Here is a 12559-nt window from a genome sequence, read left to right as displayed (position 1 = left end):
TTTTAAATTTGCACAAAATTACAAAATATTCCCCACTTTTACAGTAATTATGAATATCGAAAAACAAGTTTTAGGACTTATTAAATTAAGTGATTATATAAAGAGCTATTTAGCAGAAAATAATGAAGATTTTAACGAAAATGATTCTGAATTTGAATCGGTCGTGAAAAAGTCTGAAATAGAAAATCCGTGGTTTACCATAGAAAATCAAAAATATGCTTTAAAGCAATGGTCGGATTTGTTGACAGAGGATAATTTGAAATCTTGGCTCAGCAATTATTCACCATCAAAAATCTCAAAAAAGGTTGGATTAATCCTTGCCGGAAACATTCCTTTGGTGGGATGGCATGATGTGATTTCGGTGGTTTTGAGTAATCATGTTCCGTTGATCAAATTATCTTCAAAAGACAAACAAATGATTCCGTTTTTGTTGAAAAAATGGAAAGAGTTTTCTGATAATGAACTTGAATATGAGTTTGTTGAGAGGCTGACAGATTTTGATGCTGTAATCGCTACAGGAAGCAATAATACCGCGAGATATTTAGAATATTATTTTAAAAATCATTTAAGCATTATCAGAAAAAACAGAACTTCAGTTGCTGTGATAAAAGGTGATGAAACGGAAGAAGAACTGAAGCTTTTGGCTCAGGATATTTTCCAGTATTTTGGTTTAGGTTGCAGAAATGTGACGAGACTTTTTATTCCGGAAGACTTTGTTATTGATAGGGTTTTTGAAAGTTTTATTGATTTCAAAGAAATTGTTAATCATAATAAATATGCCAACAATTACGATTACAACAGAGCAGTTTATCTTTTGAATCAGGATAAATTCTGGGATAATAATTTTGTAATGCTGAAAGAAGATGAGAAACTTTTCAGTCCTTTGTCTGTGATTCATTTCAGCAGATATTCTTCTTTGGATGATGTGAAGAATTTCATTAGTGAAAATGAAGAAGATATTCAATGTGTTGTTGGTAAAGATGATTTGGGAATTGAAACAGTATATTTCGGTGAAGCTCAAAATCCTGGACTTGATACGTATGCGGATAATGTAGATACGATGCAGTTTTTGGAGGTTATTTAAATTTATTTTTCTCTCGCAGATTCAGCTTATTTTGCAGATTTATTTTAGTAAAGAAAATTTGCATCATCTTTCAAATCGGTGAGAATTTTAAAATTTAAACAGTCTCTTGATTTTTATTACTAAATTTACCTATCAACGAAAAAATATTTAATGAAAAAAATAGCAATCATTCTTTCTTTTTTAGCTTTCCAAATGAGCTTTGCTCAAAAGGTGAAAAAAGCGGAAGTAATAAAAGATAATCGAACGACTGAGCAGAAATTAGAGCTTAATAAGACTCAAAAAGAACTGCTTAATGGGAAATTTGAGCAATTTATCACTGCATTGAAAGCATCAGATAAAAAAACAATGGAAAGCCTGATGTCTGAAAAAACAAAATCGATGGTAACTGATAAGGTTTACGAAAACCTTACTAAAGACATTAATTTTACCAGAAAAATAGTGATTTACAAGACAGGTTATAAATCTTTCATGAGCGGTGAAAATTTTCCTATGATTCAATATAAATATTCGGACGATCAGACAAAGCCTGATCCTAAAGAAATTATTACCGCTGTTTTTGAAGAAGACGGAAAAATTATGGGTATAAAACCTTATAAGCAGACAAAATAAATTTTATTAAATATTAAAATATAATATGATGACAGATGTTTTAGTTGCGCATTCAACAGATGTTGAAAAGGCAAGTTTTTACAAGAAAACCTATTTGCACGTTGCATTGGCAATTTTGGCTTTTGTAGGTGTTGAAACTGTTTTGCTGCAAACTGTTCCTGCGGAATATATTTACCTGATGATTGGTCAGAGGTACAGTTGGCTTTTAGTCCTTGGTATCTTTTGGTTTGCTTCTTATTTAGCGTCAAAATGGTCGATGGCGCAAAGCAGATCAATACAGTATTTAGGATTAGGATTCTATGTATTGCTTCAAGCGGTTATCTTTTTGCCAATGATGTACATTGCAATGGCTTATACTGATGGCGGACAAGTGATTTTTCAGGCAGCAACATTAACGATAGCAATGTTTGCCGGGATTTCTGCAGTAGCATTTACTTCTAAAAGAGATTTCTCATTCCTAAGAAATATCATCACAATCGGAGGTTTTATTGCTCTTGGATTAATCGTTGCCGGAATGATCTTCGGTTTTGATCTCGGACTTTGGTTTTCTGTAGGAATGGTGATTTTGGCTTCGGTTACAATTTTGTATCAAACCAGTAAACTTAAAGATTCTTACGCGACCAATCAATATGTTGGAGCTTCTTTACAACTTTTTGCTTCAATCATGTTGTTATTCTGGTATATCTTGAGAATTTTGATGAGCAGAAGAAGCTAATTAAAAGTTATAAATTATACGTTTTGAATTTTAAATTTTTCAAAACACTTAAACCAAAAAAATCCTGATGTTATTTCATCGGGATTTTTGTTTTTAGTTTAAACAAGAATGTTTCAAATTTATTTATCAATAGAACCTAAAACCTTTTGAGCAAAAGAATTTAAAGCATCTTTCTCGCTCATTCCGTTTTGTACGTTGGCGTGAACTTCTAAAGCTCCGCAGATATTGGTAATCAATTCTCCGGCAACATTCAAATCTTCTTCGCTAGTTCCTCTGAATTCGCTAAAACTTTCCAAAACTTCTAAAGTTTTTTCAAGATTTTCAGGAGTTTGGTTTTGATAAAATTGTCTGATAATTGGCAACTTCATAATTACAATTCGTTAAATAAGTTAATTAAACTTTCTGCCTGATTAGACTGAACCTGATTCACCAATTCACCATTTTTGAAAATAGCAAACGTTGGTAAATTATCAACTTTAGCTAATTTTCTGCTTTCAGGAAGTTTTTCTGCATCTACATATAAAAATGGAATAGCATCATTTTCTGAAGCTAATTTTTTGAATTTCGGCTTCATAATTCTGCAGTTTCCGCACCATGTTGCTCCGTATTGTACAACTACCTTTTCATTGTCGCTTACAATATTTTGAAGCGTATCTTCTGTTAATTCTGTATACATAAGTTTATTTTTAGAAAAAAATAAACAATGTAGCAACCTAATAATTTACCAGTTTACCAATTGAAAAAGAGATTTTAAAATTGTTATACTGCTAGATTGCTACATTGTTAGATTAAAATTAATTCATTAATTTTTTGCTAAATATTCAGCAGTAGAAGTTCTGTCAGCTTTCATTGCATCTTTTCCTTCTTCCCAGTTTGCAGGGCAAACTTCACCGTGCTTCTGAACGTGAGTGTAAGCATCGATTAATCTTAAATATTCTTTTACGTTTCTTCCTAAAGGCATATCATTTACAGACTCGTGGAATACTTTTCCGGTTTCGTCAATAAGATAAGTAGCTCTGTAAGTTACGTTTGAACCAGTGAAAAACTCATTTCCTTCTTCGTCAAACTCAAGATCCTGATCAACAATATCTAATAGATTTGCCAATTGTCTGTGAGTATCAGCTAAAAGCGGATAAGTAACTCCTTCAATACCACCGTTGTCTTTTGAAACGTTCAACCAAGCAAAGTGTACTTCGTTTGTATCGCAAGAAGCACCGATTACTTTCGTGTTTCTTTTTTCGAATTCACCTAAAGCCTCTTGGAAAGCGTGAAGCTCAGTTGGACAAACAAAAGTGAAATCTTTTGGGTACCAAAACAAAAGAACTTTCTGTTGGTTAGTTGTAGTTTCTTGAAAGATGTTGATTTTAAGATCATCACCCATTTCTGACATTGCGTCAATCGTTACATTTGGAAATTTTTTACCTACTAAAGACATAATTTTCTAATTTTTGATTTATAATTTAATAGTGCAAATATATAATATTTTCATCTATCGAAAAAATGAATATTGATTAATAAAATCTATAATTGTTTTTGGCTTATAACTCAATATGGTAGGGAGCAAAATAATTTAAATTAGTAAAATAAATTAGTAACTTTGAGAATATTGAATTATAATTTCACCAACCAAAAAAGAATTATTATGAAAAATTTAAAAACTCTTTCAAGAAAAGAATTGAAAAACATTAAAGGAGCAGCAGTTACTTCAAAATGTCCTCCTGGAAGGTATTATTGTCCTGAAGCTGATGTTTGTGTCGCGATTAATGAAGAATGCTATATTATTGTACCGGAAACACCTGTAGAAGGAGGTTCTCTTTAAAATTAAATTAAATTAAATTAAAAAAGTTCTTCCTAATGGAAGAACTTTTATTTTATACGTTTGCGAGTAATTCTTTTATTCGTCTCATTGCTTCTCTTAATTCTTCTTCAGAAGCCGCATAAGAAAACCGAATGCATTCCGGACTGCCGAAAGAAACCCCTCCGACGCAACCTACGTGAGCATTTTCTAACAGAAACATTGCGAAATCATCCGCATCTTTTATTTCGGTTCCGTTCAATGTTTTTCCGAGATAATATGAAATATCCGGGAAAAAATAGAAAGCCGCTTTTGGTAAAAGAACTTTAAAGCCGGGGATTTCTTTCATTAAATCAAACATCACATTTCTTCTCTGCTCGAAAGCATCAATCATGTATTTGTATTCTGAAGGATCTGTTTTTAAAGCAACGATTGAAGCTCGTTGAGCCACTGTATTTGCGCCGCTCGTCATTTGTCCCTGAACTTTTTCGCAAGCCTTTGCTAACCATTCCGGACAAGCAGAATAGCCGATTCTCCAGCCTGTCATTGCGAAAGCTTTAGACATACCGTTGATTACTGCGGTTTGCTCGTACACTTCAGGAAACTGAGCGATAGAGGTGGTTTTCGTTTCGTAATTGATGTATTCGTAAATCTCATCTGAAATTACAGTCACATGAGGATATTTTGCAATAACCTTTGCTAAAGATTTTAATTCATCAAATGTATAATATCCACCTGAAGGATTACATGGTGAGCTGAAAAGAACTGCTTTGGTTTTCTCATTAATTGCTTCATCCAGCTGCTCTGCAGTGATTTTAAAATCAGTAACATAAGAAGTCGGAAGCATTACAGAATTCCCGCCCATCATTTTTACCATTTCATCGTAGCTTACCCAATAAGGAGTAGGAAGTATCACTTCGTCTCCATCATTGATAATTGCTGCTAAAACATTGATGATCGCTTGTTTTGCACCATTTGAGACACAAATTTGCGATGGTTTATAATCTAACTGATTGTCTCTTTTTAATTTATCTGAAATTGCCTGACGAAGTTCCAAGAATCCCGGAACAGGCGAGTAGTGGCTGTAGTTTTCGTTGATGGCATCGAAAGCTGCCTGTTTTATATTGTTGGGAACATCAAAATCCGGTTCGCCTAATGTTAAAGAAATGACGTCAATACCATTAGCCTTCATTTCTCTGGCTTTGTTTGACATTACGAAAGTCTGAGAGTATCCTAATCTATTTACTCTATCTGAAAGTTTATTCATGTATTCTTTTTGTCGTTTTAACAAATATATATAAAAACTAAATGTTAATGAAATGTGACCCGATATATTTTAAAAATTGAGCGTAGAAAAATGTCTTTATTTCCATATTATCTTCAAAAAACAATAACTAAATATGAAATAAAACTTATTTTTGCTTTTTATATTCAATCGTATGTCAGTAGCGTTAATCCAAAAATATTTCCCGGAACTTTCCGAAAAACAAATCGAGCAATTTTCAAAATTAGAAAGTCTTTATAGTGAATGGAATGAGAAAATCAACGTGATTTCCAGAAAAGATATGGAATCGCTTTATGAAAAGCATATTCTGCATTCTTTAGGTGTTGCCAAAATTATGGAATTTGCTCCCGGAACGAAAGTTTTAGACATCGGAACTGGCGGCGGTTTCCCAGGGATTCCTTTGGCGATTTTATTTCCTGAAACCAACTTCACTTTAATTGATTCTATCGGAAAAAAAATTACAGTGGTGAATGCTGTAGCAGAAGGTGTCGGGTTAACTAATGTGACGGCAATTCACGGCAGAGCTGAAAAAGTGAAAGAGAAATTTCATTTTGTTGTAAGCCGTGCTGTGACGCAGATGCCGGAATTTTTAAGATGGTTAAAAGGTAAATTTGAAAAAGAACAGATTAACCCTAAACACAATGGGGTTTTATATTTGAAAGGTGGAGATTTGGCTGAAGAGCTGGCAGGACTGAAGTGTGAACTTTTTAACCTGAAAAATTATTTTGAAGAAGAATTTTTTGACACCAAGAAAGTGGTTTATTTATCAAAAGGTAATTTTAATTCTTAATTCAATAGGTTAGAGGAATAATTTTTGATAATTTACGTTTAATAATTATAAATTATTATAATACTATGAAATTGTTTTTAAATATTGGTTTATGTTTGGCTTTTGCCTCAGTTTCATTGATGTCTTGTAAGGATGATGATGATTACGAAACGATTGAGTCTGTAGATAAAGTAAAGATCGACAGTGTGTCTATTGTAAATGATACGATGGATGTTTATTCGGTTCAGAGTATAAGAACATATTCTAATTATACGTCTGGTTGTCAGGGATTTTACGGTTATGATTATATTCATAACGGAAATTTTGGTAGAGATGTTACTGCATATCAATTCAAGACCGACGGAATCTGTACGCAAGGAACTCATACATCTGCCAATCAATTAAATTTTAGTCCGCAACAGGTTGGTACTTATACTTTTAGATTTTGGAATGGTAATAATACATGGATTACCAAAACAATTGTTGTAGAATAATGAAGTGTGTATTATTAGTTTTGCTTTTGATTTTCAATACTTTATGGAGTCAGCGAATTGAGTGGAAGGAAGATAGGAAGTTGGTGTGGAGTAATTTTAAAAGTAAGATTAATAATCAGCGAGGGAAAGACATTGTGGCCTACACCCATTGTGGCTGGGCATATTCTGTCATAAAATCCTCAAATCCGAAAGGTGATGCAAAAGTAACCATAGAAACAATTTTTAACGAAGATAAATCCTGGAAAGACGACAAAAGAATCAATGATTATGTTCTCAATCACGAGCAGAAACATTTTGATATTGCTGAAATCTTTGCCAGAAAAATTCGAAAAGAAATTGCAGAAAAAATAAAGACTACAACCGATTACGACAAATATTTTCAGACCATGTACGGTCGGGTTGTTAAAGATTATAAAAATTTTCAGGCTTTATACGATGGTGTTACAGAACATGGCATGAACAAAGAAAAACAAGCCGAATATGATACGCTGATAAGCAGAGAGCTTGAACAATTAAAAAACTTCCAAAAACCTTGAAATTTCTAAATAAAATCATAGACGAGCTGCTGGTGCAAAATACAGATTTGTCTCAGTTTAACATCGTTTTGCCGGGGAAAAGACCCATTGTTTTTATCAGGCAGATTTTAGAAGAAAACAATTATTCGGGATTTCTTCCCAGCTTTTTTACGATTGAAGAACTCATTGTTGATATCGTCAATCTTCAACAGATTCAGGGGATTGCACTGTGGCTTTTTTCATTTGATGTTTACAAAAGTTTAAATCTTATTCCAAAAGATGATTTTGCTGAATTTTTGAAGTGGTTTCCAACTTTACAGAAAGATTGGGACGATATTCTGAAGTTTTCTGAAAGTGATGTTGCGGTTTTGCGATATATGTTTGATGAAGAGCGTATCAAAGAATGGGCGCAGGATTTGGGTGATGATGAAGAAGTTCCTAGAAAAAAGTTTCTGAATTTTTGGCGAAATATGAATGTTTTTCTGCCAGTTTTAAAGCAAAAATTAAAAGAAAATAACTGGGCAACTCCGGGAATGATTCATGAATCTGCAAAGGAAAAAATCATCGATTTTGCAAAAAATACGGATAAGCATTTTGTTTTTTGTGGTTTTAATGCGTTCACGCCGGTTGAAGAAAAATTAGTAAGAAATCTTCTGCAATGGGATAAGGCGCAATGTTTTTTTCAGGCAGACCATTATTATTTTGACGATGAAAGACAAGAAGCCGGAAAGTTTCTTCGAAATCATAAACTATGGAAGGAATTCAATGACAGTAGAGCTTTCAGTTGGATTGAAGATGATTTTAACCAGCCAAAAAACATTAAAATCTATGAAGTTTCAGGGAATGTAACACAGACAAAAGTTCTTCCTGATTTATTTAAAGATATTGATAATAAAACGTTTACCAATACCGCTGTAATTCTGCTTGATGAAAATCTTTTGCCTGCAAGTCTGGATGTGATGCACGGCGTTGAAAATCTGAACATAACGATGGGTTTTCCATTGAAAAACCTTTCATTTTCAAATGCCGTCAAACAACTTTTTTACCTTCAAAAACAATTAGAAAAAAATAAATCATCGTATTATTACCGTGATATTTTCCCGATTTTGGAAGAACTTCCCAGAACTGATGATGATGAAAAGGTAATCAATGATTTTAAATCTAAAATTGAAGAAAGGAATATTGTCTACATTTCTGCCAATCTTCTGAATGAATTATTGAGTGATCTATCTTATTTTAATTTGCTTCAAAAGGCTGATTCCGGATATCTGTTTTTAGATATTTTAATTGAATATTGCCAGCGTATTAAATGGATGGAACTTGATGATATACAGTATGAAAACGTATCTCACTTCGAAAATGCATTTAAAATCATAAAAAACCAGATTACACCCTACGGTTTTGAAATAAAAATGGATACTCTGGAGATTTTGATTAATCAGCATATCAATTCAGAAAGTATCGATTTTCAGGGAGAGCCATTAAAGGGTTTGCAGGTAATGGGACTTTTAGAAACGCGTTTGCTCAATTTTGAAAATGTGATTTTACTTTCTGTAAATGAAGGAAAATTACCATTAGGAAATTCACAGAATACCTATATTCCGTTTGATATAAGAAAGCATTTTGATTTGCATACATTTCTTGAAAATGACGGTATCTATGCCTATCACTTTTACCGTTTGATTCAGGATGCTCAGAATGTTCATTTGTTGTTTAATGCCTTGAGTTCCGGTGTAAATACAGGTGAGAAAAGCCGTTTCATCACACAGATTGAGATGGAAAGCAATCACAATATCGAACATTTGATTGTTGAAAATACTTCTGAGCCTATTTCGAGTCAGCCTATAGAAATTGCAAAAACAGACATTGTTATGGAGCAGCTTGAAAAATGGAAGGAAAAAGTTTCTGCCTCTCACCTTACCAGCTATCTGTATAATCCGATTGATTTTTATTTATCTAAAATTTTAAATACTTCCGAAACAGACGAAATTGAAGAAGAACTTTCTATAAGAAATTACGGAAATCTTGTCCATTACACACTTCAAGAAATTTATGAAATTGTAAAAGGTAAGGTTTTAAAAGCAAATGATTTAGAGAAATCAATTAAACAAATAGATGAATATATAAACATTGCTATTGAAAAGTTAAAACATCAACCTGAATTTTATAATAAAGGGATGAATTTCATTCACAAAGCGATTGCGAAAAAAGTAATTGAGAACATTCTTAATCATGATCTGGAATTGATAAAGCAAGGAAATTCTTTAGAAATAATCGATATCGAAAGAAGATTTGAAAGTGTAGATTTCTATTTAGATGAAGCTAAAAATGATAAAGTTTCCTTCTTTGGATTCATTGACCGAATCGATAAACTGAACGGCACCGTTAGAATTATAGATTATAAAACCGCAAAAATTAAAAATTTAACGGTAAAAATAGACTCTGAAAATATCGAAGATTATTTCCATAAAGACGATAAAAAACAGGCTTTACAATTATGTATTTATCAATATGTTATTCAAAGTTTACCTGAATTTTGGGGCTTCCCGATCGAGACAGGAATCTGGAGTTTTGCTGATGCTAAAAAAGGAGTTGCTTCTCTTGAGTTTGCTCAAGGAAATCTCGATGATGCCATGCAGTCTGTGAAAAGCCTGATTATGGAAATTCTAAACCCAGATATTAATTTTGTTGAAAATGTAAAAGTTTATAATTATTAAAAAAGTCCGGTTAAGAAACCGGACTTTTATTTATTTAAAAAGCATTAAAGCCTGTAATATCTAAGCCTGTAATCAGTAAGTGAACATCGTGTGTTCCTTCGTACGTAATCACCGATTCTAGATTGGCAGCGTGTCTCATCATCGGGAACTCACCCATGATGCCCATTCCGCCAAGAATCTGACGAGATTCTCTTGCAATGTCTATCGCCATCTTTACATTATTTCTTTTTGCCATTGAGATTTGAGCTGGTGTCGCTTTGTGGTCATTTTTCAATGTTCCTAATTGTAAACAAAGTAATTGAGCCTTAGTGATTTCAGTTAAAAATTCAGCTAATTTTTTCTGCTGTAATTGGAATGCACCCACCGGTTTACCGAACTGCTTTCTTTCTTTAGAATATTGAACCGCAGTACAATAACAGTCAATAGCTGCGCCAATTACGCCCCACGAAATTCCGTATCGTGCAGAGTTTAAACAAGATAAAGGTCCTTTCAATCCTGTAACTCCTGGAAGTAGATTTTCTTTAGGAACTTTTACATTATTGAATACCAATTCTCCAGTTTTAGAAGCTCTCAAGCTCCATTTATTGTGTGTTTCGGGAGTTGTAAAGCCTTCCATTCCTCTCTCAACGATTAATCCCTGTATTTTACCTTCTTCGTTTTTAGCCCAAATAACGGCAATATCGCAAAGGGGAGAGTTGGTAATCCACATTTTAGCACCATTCAAAAGATAATGATCACCCATATCTTTAAACTGAGATTCCATAGAACTTGGGTCTGAACCGTGATTGGGTTCAGTCAACCCGAAAGATCCAATCATTTCACCGGAAGCTAGTTTGGGTAGATATTTTCTTTTCTGCTCCTCAGAACCAAACTCGTTGATAGGAAACATCACCAAAGAACTTTGTACAGACGCTGCAGAACGTACGGCAGAATCTCCTCTTTCCAATTCCTGCATAATCAAACCGTAAGAGATCTGATCAAGACCAGAACCGCCGTATTCCTCAGGAATGTAAGGGCCTAAAGCTCCGATTTTCCCCAATTCTTTCATCAAGTTTGGTAAATCGGTGTGATTTTGAGCAGCCTGATCGATATTTGGCATCACAAAACTTTCAACCCAATCTCTCACAGACTGGCGGATAAGCTTGTGTTCTTCGGTAAGTAAAGCATCAATTCCGTAGTAATCGGGAATGCTTGTAAGAGGATAATATGACATGTAATTTAATTTTCCTAAAAATAATACTTTTCACTTGGTCTGAGAAAATTTTTTAAGAAAAATAAAAAAACTATTCTTTGATGAATTTGTAGAGATAAGGAGCCTTATTAGCAGAACCGTCGAAAAGTTTTTCCATTCTTTCTAATGAATTCATGCTCAGTATTTTACGTTGGAAATTATTTCGTCTGAATTTTTCACCTAAAATTGTTTCATAAAGTGATTGTAAATCTTTCATGGTGAATTTCTCTGGTAAAAGATTACTTGCAGCGATTTGAGTATCAATGTTTTTGCGTAAATATTCCAAACCTTCAGCGATGACTCTGTCATGATCGAATGCCATATCTGGAAGCTTGTTTACCTCAAACCATGCACAAGTTTCATTAAAAGCATCAGGAAATGTATTGGTTAAAGAAAAGTCAATCAGACTGCAATATCCTACGGTGATGAATCTCTGTAGAATCCAGTGGTCTTTTGGTACCTCAAGGCCTTTGTTTTCCATCAAAGTTCTGTGGACATTATTTTGGGTACGATCTAATCTGCCAAAAGTATGAAACTGTTCCAAAAATAAGCCCTTAAGATGTGTTCTTTCGTACAAAACGCGATCCGCTGCTTCTCTTAGATCTTCATCTATAAAAACGAAACCGCCGGGAAGCGACCACAAATCGAGATCATGGTATTTAAGCAACAAAACTTTTAGAATGTTGTCATGAAAACCAAAAATTGTACAGTCTACGGATAGATTGGGTATAAAGTCTTTGCTTTCGACAAGTTCTTTAAGGGTTTCAATGTTTCTATTATGGTCAGTTTTCATGCAGTAAAAATAAAATTATTTTTTAAATTTTATTCATACTAATTTTAAAATAAGAATATTACTGTTTAAAAAAAACATTCGTGGGTAGGGTATTAGGAAAAACAAGTTAACAATTTAGTAATGTTGCTAGCTGCTTCGTTTTTCAATATGTTTCAAATAACTCATGACAAGCATACAGCTTTTACACTAAAACAATAAAATGTGGAAAAATGAAAGTAAAGAAGATACTCTAGTTTCAGTAACATCTTTCTTGTCTACTTGAATGATTGATTTTAAAAAGGAAGTATCATAACCAAATTGTTTATATACGGACCAACTGTGTTGGTATGATAACCGCTGATCCAAAAATTTCCACCTCGTAATTTTGCGTTAATTTCTGGAAAACGTTTGGAGATTTCTTTAACCGTAATACTTTTTACTTTCATGCAAATTTCATTTACAGAGAGATTAGGAACACTTTGAATCAGAAAATGAACCTCGCTTTCTTCATATCCGAGGCAGAGCCTCGATGAACTCTTTATATTAAAATTTGTACTCAATCCTGTAAAAAGT

15 protein-coding genes are annotated in these 12559 nt (G+C 33.3%); 8 read left to right on the top strand and 7 right to left on the bottom strand.

From position 1 onward, the window contains the following. Positions 1 to 49 precede the first annotated feature (49 nt). From MQX03_RS04055 to MQX03_RS04045, 3 genes are all read left to right on the top strand, one after another. Positions 50 to 1084, top strand: coding sequence for an acyl-CoA reductase (locus MQX03_RS04055; RefSeq protein ID WP_242801715.1), 1035 nt, complete (start codon positions 50 to 52; stop codon positions 1082 to 1084). Between the two features lie 150 nt (positions 1085 to 1234). Further along, positions 1235 to 1693: a hypothetical protein gene (locus tag MQX03_RS04050; protein ID WP_242801714.1), complete on the top strand. Its 459-nt coding sequence runs from the start codon at positions 1235 to 1237 to the stop codon at positions 1691 to 1693. Between the two features lie 25 nt (positions 1694 to 1718). Next, entirely contained in the window at positions 1719 to 2408 is a 690-nt protein-coding gene (locus MQX03_RS04045) for a Bax inhibitor-1/YccA family protein (protein ID WP_242801712.1), read from the top strand. 119 nt (positions 2409 to 2527) lie between these two features. On the opposite strand, the gene MQX03_RS04040 is transcribed toward MQX03_RS04045, so the two are convergent. The 3 genes from MQX03_RS04040 to MQX03_RS04030 form a co-directional block, all read right to left on the bottom strand. After that, positions 2528 to 2776, bottom strand: a complete 249-nt coding sequence (locus MQX03_RS04040; protein WP_059136935.1) for a DUF6952 family protein — start codon at positions 2774 to 2776, stop codon at positions 2528 to 2530. 2 nt (positions 2777 to 2778) lie between these two features. Beyond that, entirely contained in the window at positions 2779 to 3084 is a 306-nt protein-coding gene (locus MQX03_RS04035; protein ID WP_229984819.1) for a thioredoxin family protein, read from the bottom strand. A gap of 126 nt (positions 3085 to 3210) precedes the next feature. Then, positions 3211 to 3843 (bottom strand): peroxiredoxin, encoded by a 633-nt coding sequence (locus tag MQX03_RS04030; protein ID WP_229984820.1) that lies wholly within the window; start codon positions 3841 to 3843, stop codon positions 3211 to 3213. A gap of 207 nt (positions 3844 to 4050) precedes the next feature. Here MQX03_RS04030 and MQX03_RS04025 point away from each other — a divergent pair, with 207 nt between their 5' ends. Continuing rightward, positions 4051 to 4227 (top strand): bacteriocin-like protein, encoded by a 177-nt coding sequence (locus MQX03_RS04025; RefSeq protein WP_229984821.1) that lies wholly within the window; start codon positions 4051 to 4053, stop codon positions 4225 to 4227. Between the two features lie 52 nt (positions 4228 to 4279). Here the strand turns inward: MQX03_RS04025 and MQX03_RS04020 are convergent, their stop codons facing one another. Continuing rightward, entirely contained in the window at positions 4280 to 5470 is a 1191-nt protein-coding gene (locus MQX03_RS04020; RefSeq protein WP_242801710.1) for a pyridoxal phosphate-dependent aminotransferase, read from the bottom strand. A 172-nt stretch (positions 5471 to 5642) separates the two neighbouring features. Here MQX03_RS04020 and rsmG point away from each other — a divergent pair, with 172 nt between their 5' ends. The 4 genes from rsmG (at position 5643) to MQX03_RS04000 (ending at position 9983) form a co-directional block, all read left to right on the top strand. Beyond that, positions 5643 to 6278 carry a 16S rRNA (guanine(527)-N(7))-methyltransferase RsmG gene (gene rsmG, locus MQX03_RS04015; RefSeq protein ID WP_242801708.1) on the top strand — a complete coding sequence of 212 codons (636 nt, stop codon included), beginning with the start codon at positions 5643 to 5645 and terminating at the stop codon, positions 6276 to 6278. A gap of 65 nt (positions 6279 to 6343) precedes the next feature. After that, positions 6344 to 6751, top strand: a complete 408-nt coding sequence (locus MQX03_RS04010) for a hypothetical protein (RefSeq protein ID WP_242801706.1) — start codon at positions 6344 to 6346, stop codon at positions 6749 to 6751. Beyond that, a complete protein-coding gene (locus MQX03_RS04005; RefSeq protein ID WP_242801704.1) occupies positions 6751 to 7287 on the top strand; it encodes a DUF922 domain-containing protein in 537 nt (178 codons plus the stop codon). Before MQX03_RS04010 ends, MQX03_RS04005 begins: the two co-directional genes overlap by 1 nt. After that, on the top strand, positions 7284 to 9983 hold the full coding sequence (locus MQX03_RS04000; RefSeq protein ID WP_242801702.1) for a PD-(D/E)XK nuclease family protein: 2700 nt from the start codon (positions 7284 to 7286) through the stop codon (positions 9981 to 9983). The genes MQX03_RS04005 and MQX03_RS04000 overlap by 4 nt, the downstream gene beginning before the upstream one ends. A 34-nt stretch (positions 9984 to 10017) precedes the next feature. Here MQX03_RS04000 and MQX03_RS03995 read toward each other — a convergent pair whose 3' ends face one another. The 3 genes from MQX03_RS03995 to MQX03_RS20575 form a co-directional block, all read right to left on the bottom strand. Further along, the gene (locus tag MQX03_RS03995) at positions 10018 to 11196 is read right to left on the bottom strand and encodes an acyl-CoA dehydrogenase family protein (RefSeq protein ID WP_242801700.1); all 1179 of its coding nucleotides are present in this window, start codon (positions 11194 to 11196) and stop codon (positions 10018 to 10020) included. A 70-nt stretch (positions 11197 to 11266) separates the two neighbouring features. Next, the gene (locus MQX03_RS03990) at positions 11267 to 12007 is read right to left on the bottom strand and encodes an NUDIX hydrolase (protein WP_242801698.1); all 741 of its coding nucleotides are present in this window, start codon (positions 12005 to 12007) and stop codon (positions 11267 to 11269) included. 272 nt (positions 12008 to 12279) lie between these two features. Further along, positions 12280 to 12546, bottom strand: a complete 267-nt coding sequence (locus tag MQX03_RS20575; RefSeq protein WP_394801728.1) for a transposase — start codon at positions 12544 to 12546, stop codon at positions 12280 to 12282. Positions 12547 to 12559: the final 13 nt, after the last annotated feature.

Source organism: Chryseobacterium aahli (assembly GCF_022699665.1).
GTDB lineage: Bacteria > Bacteroidota > Bacteroidia > Flavobacteriales > Weeksellaceae > Chryseobacterium > Chryseobacterium aahli.
Note: the sequence above shows the minus strand (reverse complement) of the source record. Positions and strands in the feature narration are given on the sequence as shown.

What these genes read in the sequence shown, in the direction of transcription:
- MQX03_RS04055 (WP_242801715.1), top strand. Translation starts at nt 50, where the DNA reads ATGAATATCGAAAAACAAGTTTTAGGACTTATTAAATTAAGTGATTAT.
- MQX03_RS04050 (WP_242801714.1), top strand. Translation starts at nt 1,235, where the DNA reads ATGAAAAAAATAGCAATCATTCTTTCTTTTTTAGCTTTCCAAATGAGC.
- MQX03_RS04045 (WP_242801712.1), top strand. Translation starts at nt 1,719, where the DNA reads ATGATGACAGATGTTTTAGTTGCGCATTCAACAGATGTTGAAAAGGCA.
- MQX03_RS04040 (WP_059136935.1), bottom strand. Translation starts at nt 2,776, where the DNA reads ATGAAGTTGCCAATTATCAGACAATTTTATCAAAACCAAACTCCTGAA.
- MQX03_RS04035 (WP_229984819.1), bottom strand. Translation starts at nt 3,084, where the DNA reads ATGTATACAGAATTAACAGAAGATACGCTTCAAAATATTGTAAGCGAC.
- MQX03_RS04030 (WP_229984820.1), bottom strand. Translation starts at nt 3,843, where the DNA reads ATGTCTTTAGTAGGTAAAAAATTTCCAAATGTAACGATTGACGCAATG.
- MQX03_RS04025 (WP_229984821.1), top strand. Translation starts at nt 4,051, where the DNA reads ATGAAAAATTTAAAAACTCTTTCAAGAAAAGAATTGAAAAACATTAAA.
- MQX03_RS04020 (WP_242801710.1), bottom strand. Translation starts at nt 5,470, where the DNA reads ATGAATAAACTTTCAGATAGAGTAAATAGATTAGGATACTCTCAGACT.
- rsmG (WP_242801708.1), top strand. Translation starts at nt 5,643, where the DNA reads ATGTCAGTAGCGTTAATCCAAAAATATTTCCCGGAACTTTCCGAAAAA.
- MQX03_RS04010 (WP_242801706.1), top strand. Translation starts at nt 6,344, where the DNA reads ATGAAATTGTTTTTAAATATTGGTTTATGTTTGGCTTTTGCCTCAGTT.
- MQX03_RS04005 (WP_242801704.1), top strand. Translation starts at nt 6,751, where the DNA reads ATGAAGTGTGTATTATTAGTTTTGCTTTTGATTTTCAATACTTTATGG.
- MQX03_RS03995 (WP_242801700.1), bottom strand. Translation starts at nt 11,196, where the DNA reads ATGTCATATTATCCTCTTACAAGCATTCCCGATTACTACGGAATTGAT.
- MQX03_RS03990 (WP_242801698.1), bottom strand. Translation starts at nt 12,007, where the DNA reads ATGAAAACTGACCATAATAGAAACATTGAAACCCTTAAAGAACTTGTC.